This window comes from Methylobacterium sp. 88A (assembly GCF_000376345.1).
Taxonomy (GTDB): Bacteria; Pseudomonadota; Alphaproteobacteria; order Rhizobiales; family Beijerinckiaceae; genus Methylobacterium; species Methylobacterium bullatum.
The window spans coordinates 168,430-195,246 of record NZ_AQVT01000001.1; the positions used below are offsets into that span (position 1 = coordinate 168,430).

Here is a 26,817-nt window from a genome sequence, read left to right on the forward strand (position 1 = left end):
CCGTCCGGATGGGCCGGATAACGATGCCGGTGCGGACATGCCGGCTTTCTTCAAGACCTGGTGCCCCATGCGAGCGTATTTCCCGGCCCGATCGTGAGGGCCGATGGAGACGGTCGCGTGGATCCGGGCCGAGCTTGCTCCGGGAGCCGCGATACATTTCAGTCGGACCGAGCAGAAGGGAAACGGGCGATGAGCTGGCACAGTGCGGACGACCCGGTTCCGGGCGATCACTTTTCCTGCGATGCGATCAAGACCCTGATCGTTCCCCGCTCGCGGGATCTCGGCTCGTTCTCCGTCCGGCGGGCTCTGCCGTCGACGGAGTGCCGGATGGTCGGTCCCTTCATCTTCTTCGACCAGATGGGGCCGTCCGAGTTCCTCCTCGGCCAGGGCATGGACGTGCGGCCGCATCCGCATATCGGCCTCTCCACCGTCACCTACCTGTTCGACGGCGAGATCATGCACCGGGACAGCCTGGGCACCGAACTGCCGATCCGTCCGGGCGAGCTCAACTGGATGACGGCCGGTCGCGGCATCACCCATTCGGAGCGGACCGGCGCCGGGCTGCGCCGGACCGGCTCGAAGCTGTTCGGCATTCAGGCCTGGGTCGCGCTCAGCGGCAAGGACGAGGAGACCGCCCCCGCCTTCGAACATTACGATGCGGATGCGCTGCCGATCCTTTCCGGCGAGGGCAAGATCGTCCGTCTGATCGCCGGCGAGGCCTTCGGCGCCAGATCGCCGGTGCGGACGTCGAGCCCGATGGTCTATGCCGACGTGATGCTCGAGGCCGGCGCCGTGCTGCCCCTCGACCCGACCTATGACGAGCGCGCGATCTACACCGTCTCCGGCGCCATCGACATCGCCGGCGACGGGTTCGGCCCCGGCCAGCTCCTCGTTTTCAATCCCGGCGACCGCATCAGCGTGCGGGCCACCGAGGCCGCGCGCTTCATGGTCCTGGGCGGCGAGCCCATGGACGGGCCGCGCCATCTCTGGTGGAACTTCGTCTCCTCGCGGCCGGAGCGGATCGAGCAGGCCAAGGAGGATTGGCGCCAGGCCCGTTTCGACACCGTGCCCGGCGAATCCGAGTTCATCCCCTTGCCGGAATCACCCCCGCCCGTGCGCTACCCCTGATGCGTGAAAACGGGGCGGGGCCGATGGGGCCTCGCCCGCGAATCCCCTCCGAGAGGACATGTCGACATCATGGCTGTTGAAGCATCCGGCGCCGCGAGTGAACTCGTCCAGGTCGTGGCGCTGCTCGCCGCCGGCGTCGTCGCGGTGCCTGTGTTCAAGCGGATCGGCCTCGGCTCGGTCCTCGGCTACCTCGTGGCGGGGCTCGCCATCGGCCCGTTCGGCCTCGGCCTGTTCTCGGATGCGCACGCCATCCTGCACGTGGCGGAACTCGGCGTGGTGATGTTCCTGTTCATCATCGGGCTGGAGATGGAGCCGTCCCGGCTCTGGGGCATGCGGCGCGAGATCTTCGGCCTCGGCCTCGCCCAGGTCGGCGTCTGCATCGCCGCGCTCATGCTCGTCGGCATCGCCATGGGATTCTCGCCCGCGATCTCGTTCGTGGCCGGCACCGGCTTCGTCCTCACCTCCACCGCCATCGTCATGCAGCTTCTCGAAGAGCGCGGGTCGCTCTCGACGCCGAAGGGCCAGCGCATCGTGGCGATCCTCCTGCTGGAGGACCTCGCCATCGTGCCGCTCCTCGCCATCGTGGCACTTCTGGCCCCCGGCGGGCAGGCGACCGGCACGATGGACCGCGTCTATGGCATCGGCGTCGCCCTCGGGTCGGTGGCCGCCCTGGTGGCGGCGGGGCGCTGGCTGCTCAACCCGCTGTTCCGCCTGCTGGCCGCGGCCAAGGCCCGCGAGGTGATGACGGCCGCCGCCCTCCTCGTCGTGCTCGGCTCGGCCCTGGCCATGCAGCTCGGCGGATTATCCATGGCCATGGGCGCGTTCCTGGCGGGCGTCCTCCTCTCGGAATCGAGCTTCCGGCACCAGCTGGAGGCCGATATCGAGCCGTTCCGGGGCATCCTGCTCGGCCTGTTCTTCCTCGGCGTGGGCATGTCCCTCGACCTCACGGTCATCGCCGCGAACTGGGCGCTCATCCTCACGGGCGTCGCCGCCTACATGGTGGTGAAGAGCGTCGTCATCTACGCCGTCGCCCGCCTCCTGCGCGCTTCGCATCCCGAGGCGATGGAGCGCGCGGCCCTGATGGCCCAGGGCGGCGAGTTCGCCTTCGTGCTCTATGCCGCCGCCGCGAGCGCCGGCATCATCGACGGCACCACCAACGCCATCCTGACGGCGACGATCATCCTCTCCATGGCCCTCACGCCGCTGATGGTGATGGCCTTCGACCGGTTCGGTCCCAAGGCCTCGGTCTCCACGGAGGGTGTCGAGGTGCCGGAGAACCTCGTGGGCAGCGCCCTCATCATCGGCTTCGGCCGTTTCGGGCAGGTGGTGAGCCAGCCGCTGATCTCGCGCGGCTGCTCGGTCTCGATCATCGACACCAACCCCGCCTATATCCGTGTCGCCGAACAATTCGGCTTCAAGGTCTATTACGGCGATGGCACGCGCCTCGACATCCTGCACGCGGCCGGGGCCGCCACGGCACGGGCGATCCTGATCTGCATCGACGACCGCGAGGCCGCCCGGCGCATCGCCGAACTGGCGAAGGCCGAGTTCCCCCTCGTGCCCGTCCTCGCCCGCGCCCGCGACCGCGAGCACGCGATCGAGCTCATCCATGCTGGCGTCGCCTACCAGCTCCGGGAAACGCTGGAATCGGCTCTGGCCTTCGGCGAGCAGGCGCTCCTGGCCATCGGTGACGAGCCGGATTCCGCCAGCGCGGTCATGGCCGAAGTCCGCCGCCGCGACGCCGAGCGGCTCGATATGGAGATCGTGGGCGGGATCTATGCCGGGCGCGACCTGATCCGGGGGAATGCGGTGGAGGCCTGAGGCGTGGGGTCTCACACCTCCGGCGGAGCGTCGGGATTGCGCTCTTGGCGGTCGCGCTGCGCCGCCGCGCGGGCGAGGAGCAGCAACGTCACCGGAGTCGTCACGGTGAGGAACACGCCGATCAGCGCGTCGCGCAGGACGAGGCGGCCCTCGATCAGGGACAGGAGCAGCATCGAGCTCATGAGGATCAGCGCCATGCCCAGTGTCGCGCCCAGGGTGGGGGCATGGACGCGCTCGTAGAACGTCCGGAGGCGGATGAGGCCGAAGGCGCCGGTGAGCGAGAAACCCGCGCCGACGATCGCCAGCGCCACCACCAGCCACGCGGCCCAGACGGGCAGTTCGGCGCCGTTCACTGGATCACCTCGCCCTGCATCAGGAACTTCGCCAGCGCCACTGTGGCGGTGAAGCCGATCATGCCGAGGATCAGGGCGGCCTCGAAATAGAGGCCGCTGCCGGTGCGCATGCCGTGGACCACCACCGCCAGCATGCCGTTGAGATAGAGGGTGTCGAGACCGAGGATGCGATCCTGCGCGCGGGGGCCGCGCAGCATCCGCCATGCGGCGAGCGCCATGGCGAGAACCAGCATCCCCTGGGCAAAGCCGAGCCCCCAGTCGAGAACGGTGTTGGCGCTCATGGGAGGAACCTCATGGGATGAAGAAAATCATGGGGCGAAAATCTGCATCAGGGGGCGCTCGTAGCGGTCCTTCACCCGCCGCACCCATTCCTCGCCATCCGTGTAGTCGAGCACGTGGATGAGCAGGCAGCCCGTGTCGGAATCGTACTGGACCCAGAGGGTGCCGGGCGTGCCGGTGAGGATGATCGACAGGATCGCGAGACCGAACGGCGCGCGCATGTCGAGGGGGATCGTGACGAAACCGGTCCGCCGCTCGCCCCCGCGAAGCCCGAGGATGATGCGGGCGACATCGATGTTCGAGCGCACCATATCGTAGAGCACGATCACGGCGAGCCGCGCGAGGATGCCGGGCGCCCGCACCCGCACCGAGGGAGGCCGCAGCGCCAGCATGACGGCGGGAACCGTGAGGCCGACCAGCAGCGCCAGAAGGACGTTGCCCGGGGAGAGCGGCGCGTTCAGCAAGAGCCAGGTCGCGGCGAGGCAGGCCGACAGGATGGGGTAGGGCAGGAGGCGGCTCACGATCCACCGCCTTCCCGCGTCGGCCCGAGGACGGCGCGAACGTAATCCTGCGGCTGGGCCAGCCAGCGCACGGTCTCGTCGGCATAGGCGAGGGCCGGGCCGCCCCAGACGGCGAGGGCCACACAGGCGGCGAGCAGGCCGGCGAGAGCGGTGAATTCCGAGAGGCGCAGGACCGGCGGCGGGTCGTCGCTCGGAACCCAAAGGTTCTTGATCCCGAGCCGCACCATCGGCATCAGCGTGGCGAAGCTCGACAGGGTCAGCGCGGTGATGAGCCACCAGGCGGACGCGGTCATCGTGCCCGTGGTGAGCCCCGTGAAGATCGCGAGCTTGCCGACGAAACCGGAGAGCGGGGGAACCCCCGCCAACATCAGCGTGCAGGCGAGGAAGCCGCTCCCGAGGAGCGCCACCGCCGCCGGGATCGCCCGGCCGATCTCGGTGGCGTCGGCATCGTCGAACGGGTCGCGGTACTCGTCGGCGAAGACGGCCTGGGCGGCCTCCAGCGGGTCGCGGCCGCGCTGGAGGATCTCGGCCAGCAGGAACAGGGCGCCCGCCGCGAGGGTGGAGCCGAGGAGGTAGTACAAGGCGCCCGAGAGCGCCCCGTCATTGCCGCTCCCCAAAGCCGCCAGCACCGTGCCCGACGAGATCATCACCGCATAGCCCGCCGCCCGCGTGAGGTCGCGCGCGGCCAGGATGCCGATGGCGCCATAGGCCATCGTCGCGAGCCCGGTGGCGAGAATCCAGGTCTGTCCGAACCCCTCCGACAGGCCGGCCCCGAACAGCAGCAGGCTCAGGCGCACCACCACGTAGATGCCGACCTTGCTCAGGATCGCGAGAATCGCGGCCGCGGGTGCGCTCGCCGCCGCGTAGGTGGTGGGAAGCCAGAACCCGAGCGGCCAGGCGCTGCACTTGATGAGGAAGGCGATGCCGAGGACGGCGCAGCCGATCTCGAACAGGGCGAGTTCCCCCGCCTCCGGCGCCGCGAGCCGCCGGGCGAGGTCGGCCATGTTGAGGGTTCCCATCGTGCCGTAGATGAGGCTGACGCCGACGAGGAAGAACAGCGAAGCGACGAGGTTGACCGCGATGTAGCCGAGGCCGGCCCTTATCCGCGTTTCGCCCGATCCGTGCAGGACGAGACCGTAGGAGGCGGCCAGCATCACCTCGAAGAACACGAAGAGGTTGAACAGGTCTCCGGTGAGGAAGGCGCCGTTCACGCCCATCAGGAGCAGGAGGAACAGGCCGTGGAAGCGCGGCCCCGCCCGGCCCCAGCGGGCGAAGGAGAAGACCAGGGCGCACAGGCCCAGCACGCTGCCGAGCGCCAGCATCAGGGCCGAGAGCCGGTCGGCCACCAGCACGATCCCGTAAGGCGCGGCCCAGTTGCCGAGGCGGTAGATCTGCGCCGCCTCGCTCGCGCGCCAGACGAGGATGAGGGATATGCCGAGGAGGGCCAGCACCGTGGCGAGGCTGAGTGCCCCTTTCAGCCGACTCCGGCGCTCGTCCATGAGGAACATCGCCCCGGCCACCGCGATCGGCAGAACGATGGGCAGGACGACGAGATGGTCGGTCCAGTCGCTGACCAGAGGGGCATTCAGAACCGTGGCGTTCATGGATGCGGGTTCTCTGGATTCGGCTCCGCCAGGTGCGGCTCGCGGCCGTCCACATGGTCGCTGCCGGTGATGCCGCGGGCGGCGAGCAGCACGACGAGGAAGAGCGCGGTGAGCGCGAAGCCGATCACCAGGGCGGTGAGGACCAGGGCCTGCGGCACCGGATCGTCCACGGAGACGATGTCGGCCCCGGCCCCGAGCACCGGCGGCGCGCCCACCGTCAGCCGGCCCATGGCGAAGATGAACAGGTTGACGGCGTAGCTCAGCAGCGAGATGCCGAGCACGACCTGGAAGGTGCGGGGACGCAGCATCAGCCAGATGCCCGAGGCGGCGAAGACGCCGATCCCCAGGGACAGCACGATCTCCATCAGGCGGGCTCCTTCTCGACGGCCCGCTCCGCCGCCGTCTCGGCGGGGCGGGTGCGCCGCAGGGATTGGTGCGCCAGGGCGACGAGCATCAGCGCGCTCGCGCCCACCACCAGCACCATGATCCCGAGATCGAACAGCAGCGCGCTCGCCATCGGGACCTTGCCCAGGAGGGGCGGCTTCCAATAGGCGAAATAGGCGGTCAGGAACGGACGCCCGAACAGCCAGGAGCCGGCGCCGACCGAGACGGAGACCAGCAGGCCGATGCCGATCCACGAGATCGGCTGGATCCGCAGCCGCTCCTCCACCCACTGCGCGCCCTGGGCCATGTATTGCAGCATGAAGGCGATGGTGAGCGCGATGCCCGCCGCGAAGCCGCCGCCCGGCAGGTCGTGGCCGCGCAGGAACAGGTGCAGGGCGAGGAGGACGATGAAGGGGAACAGCCACGTCATTACCACGCGTGGGACGAGGAGAGCATCGGCGGTGGTGTCGCCGAGCTCGCGGCCCTCGCGGGCATCGTCATAGGCGTCGTGGTTCACCTGCTGCTTGGGAGGCCCCAGACTGTCGGAGGCGGGTCGGAAGCGGCGAAGGAGCGCGAACACCGTCAGGCCGACGATGCCCAGCACGCAGATTTCGCCCAGGGTGTCGAAGGCCCGGAAATCCACCAGCAGGACGTTGACGACGTTGCGTCCGCCCGCCTGCGGGTAGGCCTCCTCGATGAACCAGCGGGCGATCCCGTCGACGGCGGGCCGGGTCATCACCGCGTAGGCCAGACCGGCGAGCCCCAGGCCGGCAAAGGCGGCGATGCCGAGATCGATCATCCGTCGACGGCGGGACCGCGTCTTCTCCCAAGCCGGCGCCGGAATCGCCGCGTCGCGCTTGGGCAGCCAGCGCAGGCCCAGCAGCAGCAGCACGGTGGTGACGATCTCCACCAGGATCTGCGTCACCGCGAGATCCGGGGCGGAGAGCCAGAGGAAGGTGAGGCTGCTCACGAGCCCCGCCCCGCCGACGAAGATGGCGGCGGACAGCCGGTGGTACTTTGCCCGCTCCGCCGCGCCGATGGCGCAGGCCGCGCCCACGAGCCACATCAGCGCGAAGGCCGGGTCGAACTCCGTGGTCTTGCCCGGCGCGAACAGGTCGAGCCCCCGTGTCGCTCCCGTCGCTACGGCGGCCAGGAGCACGGTGAGGAAAAGAATGCGCAACTGCGCCTGGAGGCGCTCGGCGCCGAGCCCGGCTTCCAGGCGGCGCGCGCCGTTCACGAGGCCGGTCATGGTCCGCTCGAACAGCCAGCCGCCGTCGATCCGGTCCATCAGCCAGGGTCCGCCGCGGGGGTTGGTGTTGATCCGCCGCCCGAACACAACATAGAGCGCGATGCCGCCCAGCAGCGCCACCATGCTGAGCGCCAGCGGCGCGTTGAAGCCGTGCCAGATGGCGAGGTCGTAATCGGGGGTCCGCTCACCCAGGACCGCCCGGACCGCGCCTGCGAGGAGGGGACCGATCGTCAGGTTCGGCACGAGGCCGATGGCGACGCAGACGAGGACGAGCAGCTCGATCGGGATGCGCATCCAGCGGACCGGCTCGTGGGGCGCGTGCGGCAGGTCGTGCGGGGCGGGTCCGAAGAAGGCCTGCCGGATAAAGCGCACGGAATAGAGCATGGTGAAGGCGCTCGCCAACGTCGCCAGCACCGGCAAGGCGAGATTGAGCAGGTGGCCGTCCGCATTGTCCACCGCCTCCGCCAGGAACATCTCCTTCGACAGGAAGCCGTTGAGGAGCGGCACACCCGCCATCGCGGCGGCGGCGACCATCGCCAGCGTCGCCGTATAGGGCATGGCCCACCACAGGCCGCTGAGGCGGCGCATGTCGCGCGTCCCGGTCTCGTGGTCGATGATTCCCACCGCCATGAACAGCGAGGCCTTGAACGTCGCGTGGTTCACCGTGTGGAAGATCGCCGCCACGACGGCCAGCGGCGAATCGAGGCCGAGGAGCAGGGTGATCAGCCCGAGATGGCTGATGGTGGAATAGGCGAGCAGACCCTTGAGGTCGTGCTGGAAGATCGCGCTCCACGCGCCCACCAGCATCGTGATCATGCCGGCGGTGCCGACGATCCAGTACCAGGCCTCGGTGTCGGCCAGCACCGGCCAGAACCGGATCATCAGGAAGATGCCGGCCTTCACCATGGTGGCCGAATGCAGGTAGGCGCTGATCGGGGTCGGTGCCGCCATGGCGCGCGGCAGCCAGATGTGGAACGGGAACTGCGCCGATTTGGTGAGCGCGCCGGCCAGTACCAGGACCAGGGCCGGCAGGTAGAGCGGATTGTTGCGGATCGCGTCGCCCGAGGCGAGCACCGCCGAGAGGTCGTAGCTGCCGACGATCTGCCCGATGAGCACCAGACCGACGAACAGGCAGAGGCCGCCCGCCGCCGTGATGGTCAGCGCCATCCGCGCGCCGTCCCGTGCGGAGGCGTTGTCGGACCAATAGCCGATGAGCAGGAACGAGACGATGCTCGTCAATTCCCAGAAGACGAAGAGCTGGATCAGGTTGCCCGAGAGCACGATGCCCAGCATCGCGCCGACGAAGGCGAGGAAATACGAGAACAGACGCGGCACCGGGTCCGCTTCCGCCATGTAGTAGCGCGCATAGAGGACCACTAGCGCGCCGATGCCGAGCACCAGGACGGCGAACAGCCAGGACAGCCCGTCGAGCCGCAGCACGAATCGGACGCCCAGCGTCGGCAGCCAGTCCACCGCCCAGACGATGGGGGCTGGGCCGGCGACGGCGGGGTAGAGGAGCCCGATGCAGGCGAGGCAGGTCACCATCACGACACCGGCGACGATCGCGGCGGCGTTGCGTGCGTGGCCCGGCAGGCAGATCGCCACGACACTGCCGAGGAAGGGCAGGATGGCGGCGATGGCGAGGAGCAGGTGGGGCGGCATCGGCTCGGGCAATACCCTCGTTGGGCGGGAGCGCCCTCCATGGGGTGCGGGGGCGTCCGGCGAAACCAGAAGCGGGGCGCTCGCGCGGGTCGAGTGCGGTATAGGACGCAACATCAGACGTGGCGAGGGCGGAGAGCGCCGAGATTCCGTCGAATCCCCGCGACATCTCCCCGGTCATGGTCTGGCCCTGCCGAGATAGAGCCTTGCTCGTTCAATGCCCGATATCGCGAGGACAGGTATGTCAGGTCGAAGGATGGCCTTCCATCCGCGCCCGGAACGTGGCGGCCTCCGCGCGCAGCCATTCGGTCGTGGCTTGTACGCTGGGTTTCGAGAGGCCTGCCTCGCTGGTGACGAGATGGTAGATATGGCCGTCCAGAACCGGCCCGAACGGCTGGACGAGTTGGCCCGCCGCCAGTTCCGCTTCCACGAGGGCGAGGCTCAACAGGGCGACCCCTTGGCCCGCCACCGCGGCCTGGATCGCGTGCCCTTCGTCGGAGAAGCGGATCTGGCCGGGCCGGGATGGACAGGGCAATCCCGCGCGATCGAACCAGGTTTCCCAGGTCGGGTTCAGCGGATGCTTCCTTCGCCAACGGAAATGGATGAGCGGCGCGGCTTCAGGATCGTCGCCCGTTAGGTCGTCGAAGGCGATCTTGCGGAGGAGAGGGTTGACCACAGGCGCGAAACGATCGGCGAACATCGCCTCGGCGGAGAGGCCCGGATAGGGGCCGCGCCCGTAGCGAATGGCGAGGTCCGCGCCGGCGGCATCGAGATCGATGGCGTCATCCGAGGCCAGCAGATGCAGGTCGATATCCGGATGGAGAGCCCGGAAGCCGAACACCCTCGGGACGAGCCATTTCGCCGTGAACGCGCTCGTGGCGGTGATGGTGATCTGTACGCGGTTCCGCACCCGTGTCAGGCGGGCAATGGCGGCTTCGAAGGCATCGAACCCCTCGCGCAGGACAGGGTATAGCTGGAGACCGGCCTCGGTCAGCATCACCTGGCGGACCCGTCTCTCGAAGAGGCTCAGTCCGATATTCTCTTCGAGGCCGCGGATCTGGTGACTGATCGCGGTTGGCGTCACCGCGAGTTCGGCCGCCGCAAGCTTGAAACTCCCGTGTCGCGCCGCGGCTTCGAAAGCACGCAGAGCGCCGAGAGGCGGTAGGCGGCGTCGCAGACCGAGATGAGATCCGCTCATCCATCACCCAAGGATTTGGAGTTTGTCGCGCTCCGGATTCGAGCCCACCTCTCCGCCATCGGAGCGGCTGGGGCAAGATCGGTTCATGCCGCTTTCCCGTCCATCGAAAGCGAGACGACCATGCTGGAACGCATCATCACGCAGCCCGACAATTATGAGCCTTTCCTGCTGTCGCAGGGCATTCGGTATGGCGGCCTTCTCTTCATCTCCGGCCAGGCCGGGGCGGATGATGACGGGCGGATCGTCGATGGTGGCTTCATGGCGCAGGGCGAGCAGGCCTTCTCCAACCTCCGCAGGGTGTTGGAGGCTGGCGGATCGAGCCTGAAGGACGTGGTGAAGGTGACGATCTTCGTGACCGACATGGACCACTTCCGGGACGTCGTGGCATTGCGCGGCCGGTACTTCACCGCGCCCTATCCCGCCGACACCATCGCCGAGGTCAAGGCGCTCTACGATCCCCGGGCCATGATCGAGATCGAGGCCATCGCGGCCGTCAGCGTCAGGAGTGCTTGAGGTGGATGCGCTGGCGACGATGCCGGATCCCGACGGCCTGCGCCGTCTCCTGACGCCGTCGGCCATCGGCCAGATGGCGCTTCGGAACAGAATGGCGGTCGCCCCGATGACGCGGGTCAGCGCCGGGTCGGATGGCCGTGCGACGCAGCGCATGGCGGATTACTATGCCGCCTTCGCGACCGGTGGCTTCGGCCTCGTCATCACCGAGGGCCTCTACACCGACACGGTGCATTCTCAGGGTTACCTGTTCCAGCCGGGTCTTACCGACACCGAACAGTGCGATGCCTGGAAGCCGATCGTCGAGGGCGTGCATGGGCACGGTGCGAGGATCATCGCACAGCTGATGCATGCCGGGGCCCTCTCACAGGGGAACGCGTTCCGGACCGGGACCAGGGGACCTTCGGCGGTGAGGCCCAAGGGCCGGCAGATGATCTTCTATCGCGGAAGCGGCGAGTATCCGATCCCCGATGCCATGTCGGAACCGGACGTCAGGGCAGTCGTGATCGGCTTTGCCGAGGCGGCGGTTCGGGCACGGGATACGGGCTTCGACGGTGTCGAGATCCACGCGGCGAACGGCTACCTCCTGGACCAGTTCCTCAGCGAGGGAACCAACCTGCGCCAGGATCGCTACGGCGGCGACGTCGTCCGGCGGATGCGCCTCATCGTCGAAGTCGTGGATGCCGTCAGGAAGGCCGTGGGGCCCGATTTCGTGGTGGGCCTCCGCATCTCCCAGGGCAAGGTCAACGACCTCACGCATAAATGGAGCGGGGGCGAGGACGAGGCCGCTGCCATCTTCGGTACCCTCGGCGGCCTGCCCATCGATTATCTGCACACGACAGAGCATGAGGCATGGCAGCCCGCCTTCGAGGCGACGGCAAGTCTGGCGGCTCTGGCCAAGCGCCACGGCCGTCGACCTGTGATTGCCAATGGTGGTCTTCACCGGCCATCGCGGGCGGCCGGTCTCATGGCTGCTGGCGAAGCGGACTTCGTGTCTCTCGGACGCGGAGCTCTCGCCAATCCGGACTGGCCGCGCCGCGTAGCGGGAGGACTTCCCCTCGATGAGTTCGACGGCGCGCTCCTGTCTCCCATCGCCGATCTCGAGAATGCCGAGGCCTATCGGCGGCGCTCCGCCGCCACGCCCGACTGAGACCGATGCAACCCCGCGCTCCGGTGTCTCTCGATGGCCGGCCTATTCCCGCCGGCGCGATACCGGCTTGCTGAGATAGGCCGATCCCGCGAGGAGGAAGCGCCACGGGGTATCCGCCCCGCGCGTGATGCCGATGCGACGGTCGGCCAGGATCTCCGGCGTCGCGTCTCGCCGCTCAAGTTCGAAGGGCGGCCGGTCGAGGGGAAGGCCGTCCTGCAGGTTCGTCACCGCCAGGGCCTGACACAGGCGGCCCGGCCCCGCGCAGAGGAGGCGGAGCGCGTCGAGCCCGCGCCGCTCGCGCATGGTCTCGATCCCTTGCCCCGGCTCGAGCGCGCGGATCAGTACCGCGCTCCCCGGTTCGCAGACGAGGTTGAGGCACCAATGCATGCCGTAGGAGCGGTAGACATAGGCATGGCCCGGCGGCCCGAACATGCTCGCATTGCGCCGGGTCGGGCCGTTGAAACTATGGGAGGCGGGGTCGCTCCCGTCATAGGCCTCGGTCTCGACCACGAGCCCGCCGATCCCGGAGACGAGGAGGCGGCATCCGATCAGGTCTGAGGCGACCGCCGCCGCCGGCCGCGCATAGAAATCCGCCCCGAGGCTCACGGCTTGGCGGAACCACCATCCAGCACGCGGGCGATGCCGTCCGGCCCGAGCTTCAGCGCCACGCGGATCGCCCGTTCGACGAAGGCCTGGGGCGTCAGGCCGGCGAGCTTGGCCCCCCGCGACACGTCGAGGCCGAGGCCGAGATCGATCGCCACCTGCGTCGTGCGGGGGGCAGGAGCCGGTGCTTCCGCCGCCACGCCCGGAGGAGGCACCACCGCCGGGACGGCGGGGGACGGAACCGGCTCGCTCGCCGGAGCCAGTCCCAGAGCCTGCCGTCGGCCCTGCGCCGCCAGCCGGTCGGCGCGCTCGTTCCCGACATTGCCGGTATGGCCCCGCACCCAGGTCCATTTCACGTCGCGGGCGGCGTTGAGGGCGTCGAGTTCCTGCATCAGTTCGACGTTCTTCACCGGCCCGGTGCTGGTGCGCCAGCCCTTCGCCTTCCAGCCGCGCATCCATTCGGTCACCGACTTGATGACGTACTGGCTGTCGCATCGCATCTCGATCGCCGAGCCGGGGGGGAAATGCGACAGGGCCTTGATCGCCGCCGTCAGTTCCATGCGGTTGTTGGTGGTGGCACGATCACCGCCGCAGAGCTCGACCTTGCCCTCCGGACCCTCGATCACCACGCCCCAGCCGCCGGGGCCGGGATTGGGATCGCAGCCGCCATCCGCATAGGCGACGGCGCGGGCGAGGGCGGGCTTCGTGGTCGTCATGGCGCTGGTCTCGTGTCCGGGGCAGCGGGGCCCCTAGCACGAGGCGCAGGGTCAGGGCGATTGCGGCGCCGCACCTGCGGGCCGGATCTCGTAATGGATCGGCTTGAACGCATTGTTGTTCGATTGCAGGGCCGAGCAGGCGGTGAGGCCGATGATGAGGTCGGTCTCGGCCTCGAAGGTCACGTGATCGCCGGCCCGGCTCAGGGGCGGCTCGACCTTCAATTCCCCGGTCTCGCCGTTCACTGTGACGTTCATGAACACGTTGAAGGCCACCGGGATGCGGTCCGGTTCGATGCCGTAGGGCGCGAGTGCGGCGGCGAGGTTGCCGAAACAGCCGTGGTGCGGATGCGTGTCGCCATAGATGATCCGGAACGTGTCGGCCGAGCACGGGGTAAGCAGGAAATCGTGCCGCCCCACCGTGTCCTCAACGATGCGCAGGAGGACGTTGGAGCGGTTCGAATAGATCGGATCGCCCGTCGTCAGGTAGATGCGGCTGGCGTAGTCGAGGGTGCGGCCCGACGAGATCACCTCGTCGCGGTCGGCCACGGAGAAGGCGAGGAGGTCTGCCACCTGTTCGCCCTTCGGGTCGATGATGGTCAGGCGGTCGCCCTTGGCGAGCTCGAAGGCGACACCGCTGCGGGGCGCGATTTCGTGGCGACGGATCGGGGGGAGGGCGGTGTCAGGCGGCATCGCGGCCATCCTCGGCGAGGCGGTCGTTGTCGCCCTTGGCCCGACCCTGGAACGGGCAGACCCAGTCGCCGCCGACGGCGCGGCCGCTGTACTGGCGCGCCTCGGAGGCATCGCCGTGCCGGGCCAGCATGGGGTTGATCGAGCCGGCCAGCGCCTCGTCGCGGGCGAGGATCGCCGAGCGCAGCCCCTCGTAGCGGCCCTCTTCACGCAGCTGCTCGAACTGTGCGCGCACATTGAAGACGAGGACGGGATGCGAGAAGCGGCGGGCCGGCCGGCTCGCGCCGGGATGCATCCCAACAAGGAAGAAGGCCTCGCCACCGAAAGACAGGGCGAAATGCGGATCGTCCGGGTCGGCCTGCACGCGCTTGTCGTAGCGCTGGCCGAGGAAGGCATCCTTGTCGGACAGGGATTGCACGCGGTCCCAGAGGTGCCCCTCGAACCGCTCCTCCGACAGGGGCGACGCGTCCTCGAACACCACGGCGAAGCTCTGGAACAGCTTCGGGTTCGCCCGATAGCGACAGATGAAGGCGAGGAGCGCCGGATAGATCCGTGTGTCGTCCCAGCCCGAGGCGACGTCGCGGGCGACCAGCACCTTCAGCTGCCCCTTGGCGAGGGCGGATTTCGCGCCGACGCAAGGGAAGGGCTGATCCTTGATGAAGGCGTGGAATTTCAACGCGAGGGGATGCGCGGAATCGTCGGTGGGAAACAGCATGAGGCTCCGGATCGTCGTCGGTCGAGGCTGGCCCCGAGGAGGACATGGCAAACCGATCGCCGCCGGGGAGGTTCCGCCCCGTGCAGGGACAGGTCGTCGCTGTCCACAGGATTTCCCGAGATCAGCCAAGATGAGGGCCGATCCGTTGCCGGCTCTGATTTGGGCCGATCGGTCTTGTTTCATACATTGCTCCGAACTCATCGTGCGATCCGCTAGGAACATCTTGAGCGCGACTTACCGCAGATTTGCCGAGACCCCGCTTTGGCTGGCGGTCGGAAGCCGACGGAGCTGGACCACGACATTCCGATTGCGGAACAAAGCCACCAGTTCCACCATGGCAGGCCATGCAGATCGTCATCGTCCCTCCTCAGGCCAGCTGGTCGGCCGAATTTGCTGCTTTGAAGCCTGCTCTGCTTCGGGCGGCACCGGCCGGGTCGTACATCCATCATATTGGCTCGACGGCGGTGCCAGGGCTGGCGGCAAAGGATGTGATCGACGTTCAACTGACAGTAGACGACCTTGAACGGGTGGAAGACGCGGCATTCGAGCGAGAGGGCTTCCAAAGTACGCGCATCCTCAACGATCACTGCCCTCCGAGACTCGACCTTCCTGCTCGGGAGTTGGAAAAGCGATTCTATCGAGGCCTGGGTCGAGCCGCGAACGTGCACGTCCGACAGAAGGGCCGCTTCAACCAGCGTTTCGCCTTGGTTTGTCGAGACTTTCTACGCGCCCGGCCCGTTGCCGCCGCTTCTTACGGTTTGATGAAGCAGCGTCTAGCAGAACGCTTTCCGGCTGACGCCGACGCCTACTACGATATCAAGGACCCCGTGTTCGATATCATTGTCGAAGGCGCCAACGCATGGGCCGCGCTCGTCGGATGGTTCGAGCCGCCCGGCGACTGATTCTCCATCAACAACCATCACGGATATTCCGGATGGGCGCGGGGCATCCGAGATGATCCGCTAGATGTAAGCCGAAGCCAGCGCAGGCGAGTGCGACAGGGCATGGGCCAGGATTTCCAGCGATTGCGCCATCTCCGCGCGGCCGGCCAGGCCGCCGAGGCAGATCCGCACGGCTTCCGGGGCTTCGCCGGCGGCGAGGAAGGCGTCGCTCGCCACCGCGCCGATCCCCGCCGCGCGGGCCTGGCTGGCGAAGGCCGAGCGGGTCCAGCCCTCGGGCAGGGATAGCCAGAGGTGGAAGCCGGCGGGGTCGGCGGTCGCGCCGTGCCGCCCCAGCATCCCGGTGGCGATGCCTTGGCGAATCCGGGATTCCGAGCGGACGAAGGCGAGGATAGCCTCGGCGGTGCCGTCGCCGATCCAGCGCGTGGCGAGGGCCGTGGTGATCGGCGAGGCCATCACCGTGGAGGCGCGCAGGGCCGCCGTCAGCTGGAGCGCCGCCCGCGCGCTGGGCGCCAGCATGTAGGCGAGCCGCAGTCCGGCGCCGAGGCATTTGGCGAGGCCGGCCACGTGATAGGTGATCTCCGGTGCCAGATGGTAGAAGCTCGTCGCCGCCGTCACCGGCACGAAACCGTAGGCGTCGTCCTCGATGATCGCCACGTTGTAGCGTCGTGCCACGGTGACGATGTCCGCGCGCCGCGCCGGCGAGATGGTGATCGTGGTCGGGTTCTGCAGGGTCGGGTTGAGGTAGAGCGCCTTCGGCGCGTGCCGGGTGCAGGTGGCCGCGAAGGCGGCGGCGTCGATCCCCTCCGCATCCATGGGCAACCCGACGAGGCGCATGCCGAGATGGGCGGCGAGCGCCCGCGCGCCGGGATAGGTCAACGTCTCGCAGCAGATCGTGTCACCCGGTTGCGCCACGAGACTCATCACGGCGCCGATGGCGGCATGGGCGCCGGGGCAGATCAGCAGGCGGTCGCGGGACGCTTCGAGGCCGCGGCGGCGCAGCCATTCGATCGCCGCGTCCTTGTCCTCGGGGGTGCCGCCGAAGCCCTGGTAGCGCAGCAGGTTCGGCAGGTCCTCCGAGACCGAAGCGAGGCCGCCCTGCATCCGTGCCAGCAGGGCCGGGTCGTCGGGTTCGGGTGGCAGGTTCATGGTGAAGTCGACGGGGCCGTGCCGGCGCGGGGCCATGATCCTGGGTGCCGGCACCGGCATCGCCGGACCGGCCACGAACGTGCCCTGGCCGACCCTCGCCTCCACGAGGCCACGGCGCTGCGCCTCCACATAGCCGCGCGCCACGGTGGTGAAGTTCAGCTCCAGCCGCTCGGCGAGCGCGCGCTGCGGCGGCAGGCGTTCGGCGACCGCGAGCCGTCCGGTGCGGATATCGTCGGCGATGGCCTCGGCGATGGCGAGGTAATGCGGCTTGCCCCAGCGTCCGAGATCCGGCGTCCAGCCGTCCGGCGGCGGGGCTGGGCTCGTCGTCGGCCCGGCGCGGCGGCCCGGCTTCCTCGTCCCTCGTCCGGTCGCCATCGCAGATCCAGTCAATGTCCATCCCATGTTGGATTGTATGGATAGCAATCGTCGTGCCGCCGAACCTCTGAGTTGGTTCCGCATGGAATTCCAGTCAATACAGTCAAATAAGTCGGCAGTATCCGGATGCATGTGTCCAGCATCTATGCATCCGGTGTTCGGTTTTTAGGCATCGTCGCGAGCGAGAGAGATGGCGCATCTCGCTGCGTATTGACTGCATGATTGTATGAATTGCCCAGCGTGGAATTGGCTGGATCGCATTGTCTTCGACGCTGGCACACGGATTGCCATCCCCTGATAGGCCGTCGCCGGCAATGATCGCGGCGGACATCGCGATATCAGGGAGTGTTTCCGATGCCAGCCGTCAGTGCCGAGCACCATAAGAAAGGCGATTACTTCGTCGATTACGAAGAGAAAGTCTTCGAGGACGTGAAGGCCGAGCCGGGCCAGAAGGCCCTCGTCACCTTCCACACGGTGGCGTTCGAGGGCTCCATCGGTTTCGTGAACCTGCTGCAGGCCACCCGTCTGCTGCGCAAGGGGTTCGAGACCTCCGTCCTGCTCTACGGGCCGGGCGTGACGCTCGGCGTCCAGCGCGGCTTCCCGACGCTCGGCGACGAGGCCTTCCCAGGCCACATGAACATGAACAATCAGATCGTGAAGTTCCTCTCCGAAGGCGGCAAGGTCTATGCCTGCCGCTTCGCGCTCCAGGCCCTCTATGGCCACGGCGAACCCTCGCTGATCGAGGGTATCCGCCCCATCGCCCCCACCGACGTCCTCGACCTCGTCCTCCTGCACAAGCGCGACAACGCCGTGGTGATCGACACCTGGACGGTTTGAGGTTCGCCCGCCCCCTCTCCCCGCGGGCGGGGAGAGGGGGCGCTGCGCTGAGTGTCGGGCGTGCCAGTCCCTGCGGCGGCATGGCAACCACTGATCCCCAAGGAACGGACCCATGTCCGAGTCACGCTTGTCCGAGCCACGCATCGTGCGCGCCGCCGCCGTCCAGATCTCCCCCGATCTGGAGCGGCCGGGCGGGACGCTGGAAAGAGTGCTCGCCGCGACAGACGAAGCGGCGGGCAAGGGCGCGCGGTTCATCGTGTTCCCCGAGACCTTCGTGCCGTACTACCCGTACTTCTCCTTCATCGCCCCGCCGGCGGCGCAGGGGCCGGAGCACCTGCGGCTCTACGAGGGCGCGGTGACGGTGCCGGGGCCGGTGACGCAGGCAGTCTCGGCGGCAGCCCGCCGGCATGGCGCGGTGATCGTGCTCGGCATCAACGAGCGCGACCACGGCTCGCTCTACAACGCGCAGCTCATCTTCGACGCCGACGGCACGCTCCTGCTCAAGCGCCGCAAGATCACGCCGACCTATCACGAGCGCATGATCTGGGGGCAGGGCGACGGCGCCGGGCTCACGGTGGTCGAGACGGCGGTGGGCCGGGTCGGGGCTCTCGCCTGCTGGGAGCATTACAACCCGCTCGCCCGCTACGCCCTGATGGCGCAGCACGAGGAGATCCACGCGGCCCAGTTCCCCGGCTCCATGGTGGGTCAAATCTTCGCCGACCAGATGGAGGTGACGATCCGGCACCACGCCCTGGAGGCCGCCGCCTTCGTCGTCAACGCCACCGGCTGGCTCACCGAGGCGCAGATCGCCACGATCTCTCCCGACGAGCGGATGCGCGGGGCCCTGCGCGGCGGCAACTGCACCGCCATCGTCTCGCCGGAAGGCAAGCACCTCGTTCCGCCGATGAATGAGGGCGAGGGCATCCTCGTCGCCGACATGGACATGGCGCTCGTCACCAAGCGCAAGCGGATGATGGATTCGGTCGGCCACTACGCCCGCCCCGAACTCCTCAGCCTCAACCACGACGCGCGTCCCGCCCGCACGGTGGTGACCACGCCCGCATCGGACATCCCGCATCCCCGGAGCACCGACCATGAGCGACTCTCCGCTGCTGACCTCCCCGGCCGCTTCCTCGCCGGCGCCGTCCCCGGTCTACCAGGGGATGCCGACGGAGCACCTGATCAACGCCCTGCAATCCTACGGAGTCAGGCTGGCTGACACCCGCGCCGGTGTCGCCAGCCGCCGGGGCGGGGCCGGGCCCTCCGACCACAAGGCGATGACCATCGCCGGCCGCACCGTGATGGTGCCGGTCCATACGGCGGGCGCCTTCGATTCACCCTACCTCGTGCGCCGGCCCGATGCCGACGGGTCGAGCGTGATCGAGCATGACGGCACGGTGATCGGCCGGGTGACGTTTCCGGGCAAGCCGCGCTTCTACGGGCTCCAGACCCTCGACGGGGTGCCCTATTCGAAGATCGCCGTGCTGCACGGGCGCGACGTGCTCGCCACCACGGTGCTGCAGACCTGCATCCGCTACCAGAGCCGCACCAAGACCTGCCGGTTCTGCTCCATCGGGCAGTCGCTCGCGGCCGGCCGCACCATCGCCCACAAGACGCCGCAGCAACTCGCCGAGGTTGCCCGCGCCGCCGTCCTCCTCGACGGCGTCAAGCACATGGTGATGACCACGGGCACGCCCAACGCCACCGACCGCGGCGCCGCGGTCCTGTGCGAGAGCGCCTTCGCGGTGAAGGCGGCCGTCGACCTGCCGATCCAGGCCCAGTGCGAGCCGCCGGACGACGACCGCTGGTTCGCCAGGCTGAAGGCGTCGGGCGTCGATGCGCTCGGCCTGCATCTCGAGGCGGTGACGCCGGAGGTGCGCGCCGCGATCATGCCCGGCAAGGCGAGCGTGCCGTTGGAGCGCTACGTCCAGGCCTTCGCCGCCGCCGTGCCGGTCTTCGGCAAGGGTCAGGTCTCGACCTACATCCTCGCCGGTCTCGGCGACACGGCGGAAGCCATCCTGACGATGTCCGAGCGCCTGATCGGCATGGGCGTCTACCCGTTCGTGGTGCCGTTCGTGCCGATTTCCGGCACGCCGCTGGAGGACCATCCCGCCCCCTCGCCGGATTTCATGCATTCCGTGCTCCAGCCGCTCGCGGCGATGCTGGCGGGGGCGGGTTTGCGCTCCACCGACATCAAGGCCGGCTGCGGACGCTGCGGCGCCTGCTCGGCCCTCTCCACCTACGAGCGGTGAGCGGGACGATGTTCGAGCCCGTTCCCGCCTACCGGTCGAGCTATTTCCGGATCAAGTTCGCCACCGCGCCCTGGGAGCGGGCCGGCACGGCGTCCCTGCGCCGGCAGGTCTTCTGCGCCGAGCAGGGGATCTTCGAGGGCGACGACCGCGATGCCGTCGACGCGGTGGCGATCCCGATCTGTGCCCTCTCGACCCTCGGCGGCGCCCCGGATGCCGTCGTCGGCACCGTGCGCATCCACGAGACCGCCGACCGGCCCGGCGAATGGTGGGGCTCGCGCCTCGCGGTGGCCCGCGACTACCGCCGGGTCGGGGCGCTCGGCGCCGGCCTGATCCATGTGGCTGTGGCCTCCGCACATGCGCGGGGCTGCACCCGCTTCCTCGCCCATGTGCAGAGCGCCAACGCGCCCCTGTTCCAGGCGCTGCACTGGACGAGCCTCGCCGAGGTCGAGCTGCATGGCCGCGTCCATCACCTGATGCAGGCCGATCTCGGGCATTACCCGCCCATGGCCGACCCCGAGCGCGGCCTCGTCACGCTCCTCCGGCGGGCGGCCTGACCATGACCCTGCCCCCCTCCCTCGCCGAGATCGCCCACGGCATCCGCCACGGGCGCGGCCTCGCCCACAAGCGGGACATCGACGCCGTGATCGGCCGGCTCGGCCTCGGCGGGCGCGCCGCCGCCGTACCGCTCGGCGACGATTGCGCCGCCATCCCCGACGGGGACGGCTACCTGCTCCTGGCCATTGAGGGGTTCATGGACGGGTTCGTGGCCGACGATCCGTATTTCGCCGGGTTCTGCGGGGTGATGGTCAATGTCAGCGACATCGCCGCCATGGGCGGCCGCCCCATCGCGGTGGTCGATGCCCTGTGGAGCCGCGACCAGTCCCATGCCGATCCGGTCCTGGCCGGCTTAAGGGCGGGGGCCGAGACCTTCGGCGTGCCAGTGGTCGGCGGGCACAGCAACACCCGCAACGCGGGCGAGCATCTCGCCGTCGCCATCCTCGGCCGGGCAAAGCGCCTCCTCACCAGCTTCGACGCCATGCCCGGCGACAGCCTCGTCGCGGCGATCGACCTGCGCGGCCGCTTTCGCGATCCGCATCCCTATTGGGATGCGGCCACCGGTGCCCCGGCCGAGCGCCTGCGCTGTGACACCGCGATCCTCGCCGGCATCGCCGAGGACGGCCTCGCCAAGGCGGCCAAGGACATCAGCATGGCCGGCCTCGTCGGCACGGCGCTGATGCTGCTCGAATGCTCCCGCGTCGGCGCCGCCATCCGGCTGGACCGCATCCCGCGCCCCGAGGGGATCGATCTCGCCCGCTGGCTCACCGCCTTTCCGAGCTTCGGCTACCTCCTCAGCGTGTCGCCGTCGAACGTCGCGCCGGTCCTCCGGCGCTTCACGGATCGCGGGATCGCCGCCTCCGTCATCGGCGGCGTGGATGCGGGCCGCATCGCGACGGTGTCCGACGGGACGGAGGAGGCCGTGGTCTGGGACTTCGCCGCGAGCCCCCTCATCGGCTGCGGGCAGGAGACGTGACGGGAATGACCGGGCCTCTGCGCATCGCGATCCTCGCGCATTCCACCCATCCGCGCGGCGGGGTAGTCCACGCCCTGGCCCTGGGCGAAGCGCTCGCCGCCCTCGGCCACAGCGCGACGGTCCATGCGCCGGATCCTTCGGGGACCGGCTTCTTCCGCAAGACGTCCTGTCCGGTGATCTCGGTGGCGGCGCGGCCGGTCTCGGGATCGACGGTGGACCTCGTCCGCACCCGGATCGAGGATTACCTGCGCCATTTCGCGTCGCCGGCGGCCTGCGATTACGACGTCTTCCATGCCCAGGACGCGATCAGCGGCAACGCGCTCGCCACCCTCACCCGCCGCCGCCTGATCCCCGGCTTCGTCCGCACGGTCCACCACGTCGACCTCTTCTCCGATCCCCAGCTCGCCTACTGGCACGACCGGGCGATCTTCGACGCCACCGCGCTGCTCTGCGTGAGCAGCCTGTGGCAGGGCGCGCTCACGCGGGATTACGGGCTCGCCGCCCTCAATGTCGGCAACGGTGTCGATACCGGCGCCTTCGGACCCGAGCCGGGGCAGGGGGACGCCGCCCTGCGGAGCGAGTGGGGCCTCGGCGTGGGGCCGATCCTCCTCAGCGTCGGCGGGTTCGAGGAGCGCAAGAACAGCCTCGCCATCATCGAGGCCTTCGCCCGGCTGAGGCAGGAGCGGCCGGCGGCGCAGCTCCTCGTCGTCGGCGGCGCCTCGCTCCTCGACCATTCCGGCTACCAGGCCCGCTGCCGCGCGGCCCTCGACCGCAACGGCCTCGATGTCGGCCCCGGCCGTCCGGTGGTGCAGACGGGGCCGGTGCCCCAGGCCGCGATGCCGGCCCTCTACCGCCTCGCCGACGCCCTGGTTTTTCCCTCCCTCAGGGAGGGATTCGGCCTCTGCGTGCTCGAGGCGATGGCGAGCGGCACGCCGACCATCGTCTCCGACCGGGCTCCCTTCACCGAGTATCTCACGGCCGCGGACACGGTGTTCGTCGACCCGGAGGACGAGGGATCGGTCCTCCACGGCATGCGCGCGGCCCTCCGGCCCTCCGCCAGGGAGCGGTTGGCCAAAGCGGGCCTCGCCGTCGCCGAAGCGCATTCCTGGCGCGCCTGCGCCGAGAAGCACCGGCCCGCCTACGCCTCCCTCGCCGCCCGCAAACAGGAGATGTCGGATGCCTGAAATGCGTTTTCACGTGCGCTGGCCTGATGGCCAACGCGAGGCCTGCTACTCGCCCTCCCTCGTGATCAAGGAGCATTTCGGGGTCGGCGAGACCTATGCCGTCGTCGATTTCGTCGCCCGCAGCCGGGCGGCGCTGACCATCGCCAGCGCGCGCGTGGAGGCCCGCTACGGCTTTCCTTGCAGCCTCGCCCTGGGACAGCTCGCCCGGATCGAGGCGCGCGCGACGGCGCTCTCCGCCACGCCCGACGCCCGCGTCACCGTCGAAGCCTTCGAGGAATAGCGGCCCGAGCCGGAAGGACGCCCCCATGAACCAGACCCCGACGCTCCCCTCGCACCATTCGGTCATCGTCGTCGGCGGCGGCCAGGCCGGCCTGTCGATGAGCTACCAGCTCCGCCGGCACGGCATCGACCACATCGTGTTCGAGAAGAACACCATCGCCCATGCCTGGAAGACCCAGCGCTGGGACAGCTTCTGCCTGGTAACGCCGAACTGGCAGTGCCAGCTGCCGGGCTTCCCCTATCCGGGAGAGGAGCCGCACGGCTTCATGCCCAGGGACGAGATCGTCGGCTATATCGAGGCCTATGCAAGGGCGATCGAGGCGCCCGTGGTCGAGGGCGTGGCGGTGACCGCGATCCGGCGCAGGCCTAAGGGCGGCTTCACCGTCGCGACGAGCCGGGGCGAACACACCGCCGATCAGGTGGTGATGGCGATCAGCGGCTATCACGTGCCCGCGATCCCGGCCTTCGCCGCACGCCTGCCCGCCGGATTACGGCAGATCCACTCCTCGACCTATCGCAATCCGAGTCAGATGCCGGACGGCGCGGTGCTGGTGGTGGGCTCCGGCCAGTCCGGCTGCCAGATCGCCGAGGACCTTCATCTGTCCGGCCGCAAGGTCCATCTCGTGGTGGGCTCGGCTCCGCGCTGCCCGCGCGTTCATCGCGGGCGCGACGCCGTCGATTGGCTCGCCGATATGGGCCAGTACGACCTCCCCGTGGAGGACCATCCGCTCAAGGAGGATGTGCGGCGCAAGGCCAACCACTACCTCACCGGCCGCGATGGCGGCCGCGACATCGACCTGCGCCGCTTCGCCCTGGAAGGCATGAGCCTCCACGGCCGCCTCGAATCCATCGACGGCCCGGTGCTGCGTTTCGCCGACGACCTGGGCCGGAACCTCGACAATGCCGACGCGGTCTATACCGGCATCCAGGGCGCCATCGACAGGCACATCGCCGCCAAGGGGATCGCCGCTCCCGAGCAGGCGCACTACACCCCGCTCTGGGCGCCGGGACCTCACGCGCCGAGCCTCGATGCCGAGGCGGCCGGCATCGGCAGCGTGATCTGGGCGACGGGCTTCCGCGCCGATTACGGCTTCATCGACGCCCCCGCTTTCGACGGGCGCGGCCTCCCGATCCACACGCGCGGCGTGACCCCGGTGGACGGCCTCTATGTCGTCGGCCTGCCATGGCTCCACACCTGGGGCTCGGGACGCTTCTCCGGGATTGCGCGGGATACGGAGTATTTGGCGGAGAGGGTGGTGGAGATGCGGGCGAAACGCTCAGCCGGGGGGAAGCTGTCGCTGGCGAGTTGAGGCCTTCGATCGAAAGCATGAGTGCTCAGCGGCCTCGACAGTCAAATAGGGTGCTCAGTAATGTACTTGTAGTAGATTTGATATTTTCGTCTAACCTGAATTTCCACATCGTTGTATTGATAGGCAATTAGTATGTAAGATTTTTTAATGTTGGTGGATCATAGTTTTAAATGATCTAATGGTTAAGAATCACATCAGTAATTGGTGCAACCCGAAAGTAAGCGCGGGTCGAAAATTAACACTCGCAGACGGAATGGGTGGATGCATGTCCGTCGCCGCTTGTCGGAAAGTCTAACCGCTTCTATTTCTGCCATCTCATATTTGAGCAGGGATAGTACGAGCGATGTTGGTCAACGTTGGTGAGCCAGTCAAGACGGGCGGTCCCTACGGGAATAGTTTCTTTAACGGTGTCGTGCTGACGGCGCGGGGCGGATACTCGACACTACAATACGATCAGAGTTATGATTTCACGACCGGCGTCGTGACGCGAGCACTATATCAAAAGACGTTCGATGCATTCGGAGTGGCGGTCGGGGATCCAATCAAGCTCGGTACCACGCTCGTGCGCGACGTTCATGCCGTTGGCGATGGTTCGTACCTCGTTGGCATCGACAAAAGCACCCAGCGCTTCGACGACACAGGCTTCCACATCGACGGCAAGATCGCTCTCGCGACGATGAGCGCATCAGGGAAACTCGCGACCTTCTACACGACCGCGCTCGCCTCGGTTGACGGCAACGATATTAGTTTCCACAATGATTACGGCATTGCCCACGGCTCGACTGGGACGCTAGCCCTGGCCCGGATCACCGCCACCACGACGGATGGCGACAACGACCGGGTCGTCGACGTCTTCGATGCTGCACATCATCTGAAGGCCTCTGTCCTCATCGACCGATCCATGAACGGCGACGTGCATGGCAGTACCAAGGTCACCGCACTCTCGGACGGACGCTATCTCGCAACATGGGCTGAAGCAGATGCCACCGGCATCGATATCATGGCGCGGGTCATCACCGCTGCCGGAAAGGTTTCAGGCGCCGCGTTCGTGCTCGGCCATGCCGACGATCTGGCGACACCGGCAGATGTCGATGTGAAATACGCGACGACGGCCCTCGCCAACGGGAATTTCGTCTTCGGCTTCCAGGCCTCCGAGAACTATTTCGATCCCACCGGTCAGGCGCCATTTCAGCACATCCGGAATCCCGTCGAATCGTCGATCTGGGTGGCCGGCAGCAAGGGGTTCACCCACGGACCGGACCTCGTTCAGCACACGGATCTGACCGATCCCTACTTCGAGTCCATGATCGCCCTATCGAACGGGAAGATCCTCCAAGTCGTGAGCGATTTCCAAGAGCTTGACCAGAGCGTGACTCTCGCCAGCCTCCACGGTTACCTCTACGACGAGAACGGCAAGGCGACGGGCGACGAATACGAGTTCTTCTCCGATGCGGCCACATCGAACTACTTCAGCGATGGCGGCTATGCCGTTGCCCTCAGTAATGGCCAGTTCGCCATCGTCAGCTCTGACTATTCCTACGGATCGAACGGATCTAACTCGCAAGAGATCGTCCAGGTGTATTCCACGAATGCGGCGGATTACTTTGCCGTCGCCGGGGCAACGGCAGGCGACAACATTCTGAAGGGCGCCGGCGCATCGGCGAGGGCTGACCTGCTCAGCGGATTGGACGGCAACGACAAACTGTACGGCTATACCGGCAACGATAAACTCCTCGGTGGCAGCGGCAGCGATATCCTCGATGGCGGCAAGGGAGCCGACGTGATGGAGGGCGGTGCCGGAGACGACATCTTTGTCCTTGACAATATGGGCGATACGATCATTGAGGGGCGCAACAAGGGGGCCGATCTTGTCAAGGCATCGGTCAACTACACGGCCGACGACAATGTCGACACCATCCTGCTGACGGGCACCGATGACCTGCGCGCCTTCGGCAATGCCCTAGCGAACACGGTCACAGGAAACACAGGCGCGAACGTCGTCTATGGCCTCGGCGGTAACGACATCCTCAACGGCGGATTGAATCTCGATCTCTTGAACGGTGGACTTGGCAACGACACGTTCGTGTTCGACACGAAGCTTGGGCCGCAGAACGTCGACCGGATCATGGACTTCATCGCCGCCAACGACACGATCAGGCTGGACGACGCCGTCTTCAAAGGAATCGCCACCGGCACCCTCAAGGCGGCGCTATTTAAGGACGTCACCAGTGGCGCCACCGATAAGAATGACCGCATCCTCTACGATCACACTACAGGCGAGATCGCTTACGACGCGGACGGCAGCGGGGCGGTCAAAGCCGTCGTGTTCGCCATTCTCGACACGCACCCGCTCTTGACAGCGTCCGACTTCGTTATCGTCTAAACGTACCGAAACCATCGAACGGGGCGGCCGGAACCATTCAG

General features: G+C 67.9%; 26 protein-coding genes. 14 read left to right on the forward strand and 12 right to left on the reverse strand.

Annotated features, from left to right (window positions below; all coding sequences use genetic code 11):
* The first annotated feature begins 189 nt into the window (after positions 1-189).
* On the forward strand, positions 190-1,128 hold the full coding sequence (locus tag A3OM_RS0100775) for a pirin family protein (protein ID WP_018041822.1): 939 nt from the start codon (positions 190-192) through the stop codon (positions 1,126-1,128).
* Positions 1,129-1,197: 69 nt separating this feature from the next.
* Positions 1,198-2,949 (forward strand): monovalent cation:proton antiporter-2 (CPA2) family protein, encoded by a 1,752-nt coding sequence (locus tag A3OM_RS0100780; RefSeq protein ID WP_018041823.1) that lies wholly within the window; start codon positions 1,198-1,200, stop codon positions 2,947-2,949.
* 11 nt (positions 2,950-2,960) lie between these two features.
* Here A3OM_RS0100780 and mnhG read toward each other — a convergent pair whose 3' ends face one another.
* The 7 genes from mnhG to A3OM_RS0100815 all read right to left on the reverse strand — a co-directional run bounded on the left by mnhG (position 2,961) and on the right by A3OM_RS0100815 (position 10,196).
* Positions 2,961-3,302 carry a monovalent cation/H(+) antiporter subunit G gene (mnhG, locus tag A3OM_RS0100785; RefSeq protein ID WP_018041824.1) on the reverse strand — a complete coding sequence of 114 codons (342 nt, stop codon included), beginning with the start codon at positions 3,300-3,302 and terminating at the stop codon, positions 2,961-2,963.
* A complete protein-coding gene (locus A3OM_RS0100790; RefSeq protein ID WP_018041825.1) occupies positions 3,299-3,583 on the reverse strand; it encodes a K+/H+ antiporter subunit F in 285 nt (94 codons plus the stop codon). The genes mnhG and A3OM_RS0100790 overlap by 4 nt, the downstream gene beginning before the upstream one ends.
* A gap of 27 nt (positions 3,584-3,610) precedes the next feature.
* Positions 3,611-4,102 (reverse strand): Na+/H+ antiporter subunit E, encoded by a 492-nt coding sequence (locus tag A3OM_RS0100795; RefSeq protein WP_018041826.1) that lies wholly within the window; start codon positions 4,100-4,102, stop codon positions 3,611-3,613.
* The gene (locus A3OM_RS0100800) at positions 4,099-5,706 is read right to left on the reverse strand and encodes a monovalent cation/H+ antiporter subunit D (protein WP_018041827.1); all 1,608 of its coding nucleotides are present in this window, start codon (positions 5,704-5,706) and stop codon (positions 4,099-4,101) included. Before A3OM_RS0100800 ends, A3OM_RS0100795 begins: the two co-directional genes overlap by 4 nt.
* On the reverse strand, positions 5,703-6,071 hold the full coding sequence (locus A3OM_RS0100805) for a Na+/H+ antiporter subunit C (RefSeq protein WP_018041828.1): 369 nt from the start codon (positions 6,069-6,071) through the stop codon (positions 5,703-5,705). Before A3OM_RS0100805 ends, A3OM_RS0100800 begins: the two co-directional genes overlap by 4 nt.
* Positions 6,071-9,001 carry a monovalent cation/H+ antiporter subunit A gene (locus A3OM_RS0100810; protein WP_018041829.1) on the reverse strand — a complete coding sequence of 977 codons (2,931 nt, stop codon included), beginning with the start codon at positions 8,999-9,001 and terminating at the stop codon, positions 6,071-6,073. Before A3OM_RS0100810 ends, A3OM_RS0100805 begins: the two co-directional genes overlap by 1 nt.
* Before the next feature lie 241 nt (positions 9,002-9,242).
* Complete coding sequence (locus A3OM_RS0100815) at positions 9,243-10,196, reverse strand: LysR substrate-binding domain-containing protein (protein ID WP_018041830.1); 954 nt, start codon at positions 10,194-10,196, stop codon at positions 9,243-9,245.
* A 120-nt stretch (positions 10,197-10,316) separates the two neighbouring features.
* Here A3OM_RS0100815 and A3OM_RS0100820 point away from each other — a divergent pair, with 120 nt between their 5' ends.
* Complete coding sequence (locus A3OM_RS0100820) at positions 10,317-10,709, forward strand: RidA family protein (RefSeq protein WP_018041831.1); 393 nt, start codon at positions 10,317-10,319, stop codon at positions 10,707-10,709.
* A gap of 19 nt (positions 10,710-10,728) precedes the next feature.
* Positions 10,729-11,856, forward strand: coding sequence for an NADH:flavin oxidoreductase (locus A3OM_RS0100825; RefSeq protein ID WP_043764402.1), 1,128 nt, complete (start codon positions 10,729-10,731; stop codon positions 11,854-11,856).
* Between the two features lie 42 nt (positions 11,857-11,898).
* Here A3OM_RS0100825 and A3OM_RS0100830 read toward each other — a convergent pair whose 3' ends face one another.
* Genes A3OM_RS0100830 through gntA form a run of 4 tightly spaced genes read right to left on the reverse strand, consistent with a single transcriptional unit; the run spans position 11,899 to position 14,577 of the window.
* Positions 11,899-12,462: a DNA-3-methyladenine glycosylase gene (locus A3OM_RS0100830; protein ID WP_018041833.1), complete on the reverse strand. Its 564-nt coding sequence runs from the start codon at positions 12,460-12,462 to the stop codon at positions 11,899-11,901.
* Positions 12,459-13,175: a ribonuclease HI gene (rnhA, locus tag A3OM_RS0100835; RefSeq protein WP_018041834.1), complete on the reverse strand. Its 717-nt coding sequence runs from the start codon at positions 13,173-13,175 to the stop codon at positions 12,459-12,461. Before rnhA ends, A3OM_RS0100830 begins: the two co-directional genes overlap by 4 nt.
* Positions 13,176-13,226: 51 nt before the next feature.
* The gene (locus A3OM_RS0100840) at positions 13,227-13,874 is read right to left on the reverse strand and encodes an urea carboxylase-associated family protein (RefSeq protein WP_018041835.1); all 648 of its coding nucleotides are present in this window, start codon (positions 13,872-13,874) and stop codon (positions 13,227-13,229) included.
* On the reverse strand, positions 13,855-14,577 hold the full coding sequence (gntA, locus tag A3OM_RS0100845) for a guanitoxin biosynthesis heme-dependent pre-guanitoxin N-hydroxylase GntA (protein WP_018041836.1): 723 nt from the start codon (positions 14,575-14,577) through the stop codon (positions 13,855-13,857). The genes A3OM_RS0100840 and gntA overlap by 20 nt, the downstream gene beginning before the upstream one ends.
* 344 nt (positions 14,578-14,921) lie before the next feature.
* Here gntA and A3OM_RS0100850 point away from each other — a divergent pair, with 344 nt between their 5' ends.
* Positions 14,922-15,479, forward strand: a complete 558-nt coding sequence (locus A3OM_RS0100850) for a GrpB family protein (protein ID WP_018041837.1) — start codon at positions 14,922-14,924, stop codon at positions 15,477-15,479.
* A 60-nt stretch (positions 15,480-15,539) separates the two neighbouring features.
* On the opposite strand, the gene A3OM_RS0100855 is transcribed toward A3OM_RS0100850, so the two are convergent.
* Positions 15,540-17,000 carry a PLP-dependent aminotransferase family protein gene (locus A3OM_RS0100855; protein WP_018041838.1) on the reverse strand — a complete coding sequence of 487 codons (1,461 nt, stop codon included), beginning with the start codon at positions 16,998-17,000 and terminating at the stop codon, positions 15,540-15,542.
* Between the two features lie 354 nt (positions 17,001-17,354).
* On the opposite strand from A3OM_RS0100855, the gene A3OM_RS0100860 reads away from it, so the two are divergent.
* The 9 genes from A3OM_RS0100860 (at position 17,355) to A3OM_RS24700 (ending at position 26,776) form a co-directional block, all read left to right on the forward strand.
* Complete coding sequence (locus A3OM_RS0100860) at positions 17,355-17,837, forward strand: MSMEG_0572/Sll0783 family nitrogen starvation response protein (RefSeq protein WP_018041839.1); 483 nt, start codon at positions 17,355-17,357, stop codon at positions 17,835-17,837.
* A gap of 127 nt (positions 17,838-17,964) precedes the next feature.
* On the forward strand, positions 17,965-19,056 hold the full coding sequence (locus A3OM_RS0100865; protein WP_026175590.1) for a Nit6803 family nitrilase: 1,092 nt from the start codon (positions 17,965-17,967) through the stop codon (positions 19,054-19,056).
* Positions 19,001-20,089, forward strand: a complete 1,089-nt coding sequence (locus A3OM_RS0100870) for an MSMEG_0568 family radical SAM protein (protein WP_018041841.1) — start codon at positions 19,001-19,003, stop codon at positions 20,087-20,089. Before A3OM_RS0100865 ends, A3OM_RS0100870 begins: the two co-directional genes overlap by 56 nt.
* Positions 20,090-20,097: 8 nt before the next feature.
* Entirely contained in the window at positions 20,098-20,643 is a 546-nt protein-coding gene (locus A3OM_RS0100875; protein WP_018041842.1) for an MSMEG_0567/Sll0786 family nitrogen starvation N-acetyltransferase, read from the forward strand.
* Positions 20,644-20,645: 2 nt separating this feature from the next.
* Positions 20,646-21,620: a sll0787 family AIR synthase-like protein gene (locus tag A3OM_RS0100880; RefSeq protein ID WP_018041843.1), complete on the forward strand. Its 975-nt coding sequence runs from the start codon at positions 20,646-20,648 to the stop codon at positions 21,618-21,620.
* Between the two features lie 5 nt (positions 21,621-21,625).
* On the forward strand, positions 21,626-22,804 hold the full coding sequence (locus A3OM_RS0100885; RefSeq protein WP_018041844.1) for an MSMEG_0565 family glycosyltransferase: 1,179 nt from the start codon (positions 21,626-21,628) through the stop codon (positions 22,802-22,804).
* Complete coding sequence (locus A3OM_RS0100890) at positions 22,797-23,084, forward strand: MSMEG_0570 family nitrogen starvation response protein (protein ID WP_026175591.1); 288 nt, start codon at positions 22,797-22,799, stop codon at positions 23,082-23,084. The genes A3OM_RS0100885 and A3OM_RS0100890 overlap by 8 nt, the downstream gene beginning before the upstream one ends.
* Positions 23,085-23,109: 25 nt before the next feature.
* The gene (locus tag A3OM_RS23315) at positions 23,110-24,393 is read left to right on the forward strand and encodes an MSMEG_0569 family flavin-dependent oxidoreductase (protein ID WP_018041846.1); all 1,284 of its coding nucleotides are present in this window, start codon (positions 23,110-23,112) and stop codon (positions 24,391-24,393) included.
* A 343-nt stretch (positions 24,394-24,736) separates the two neighbouring features.
* A complete protein-coding gene (locus tag A3OM_RS24700; RefSeq protein WP_157196420.1) occupies positions 24,737-26,776 on the forward strand; it encodes a calcium-binding protein in 2,040 nt (679 codons plus the stop codon).
* The last annotated feature ends 41 nt before the right edge of the window (positions 26,777-26,817 follow it).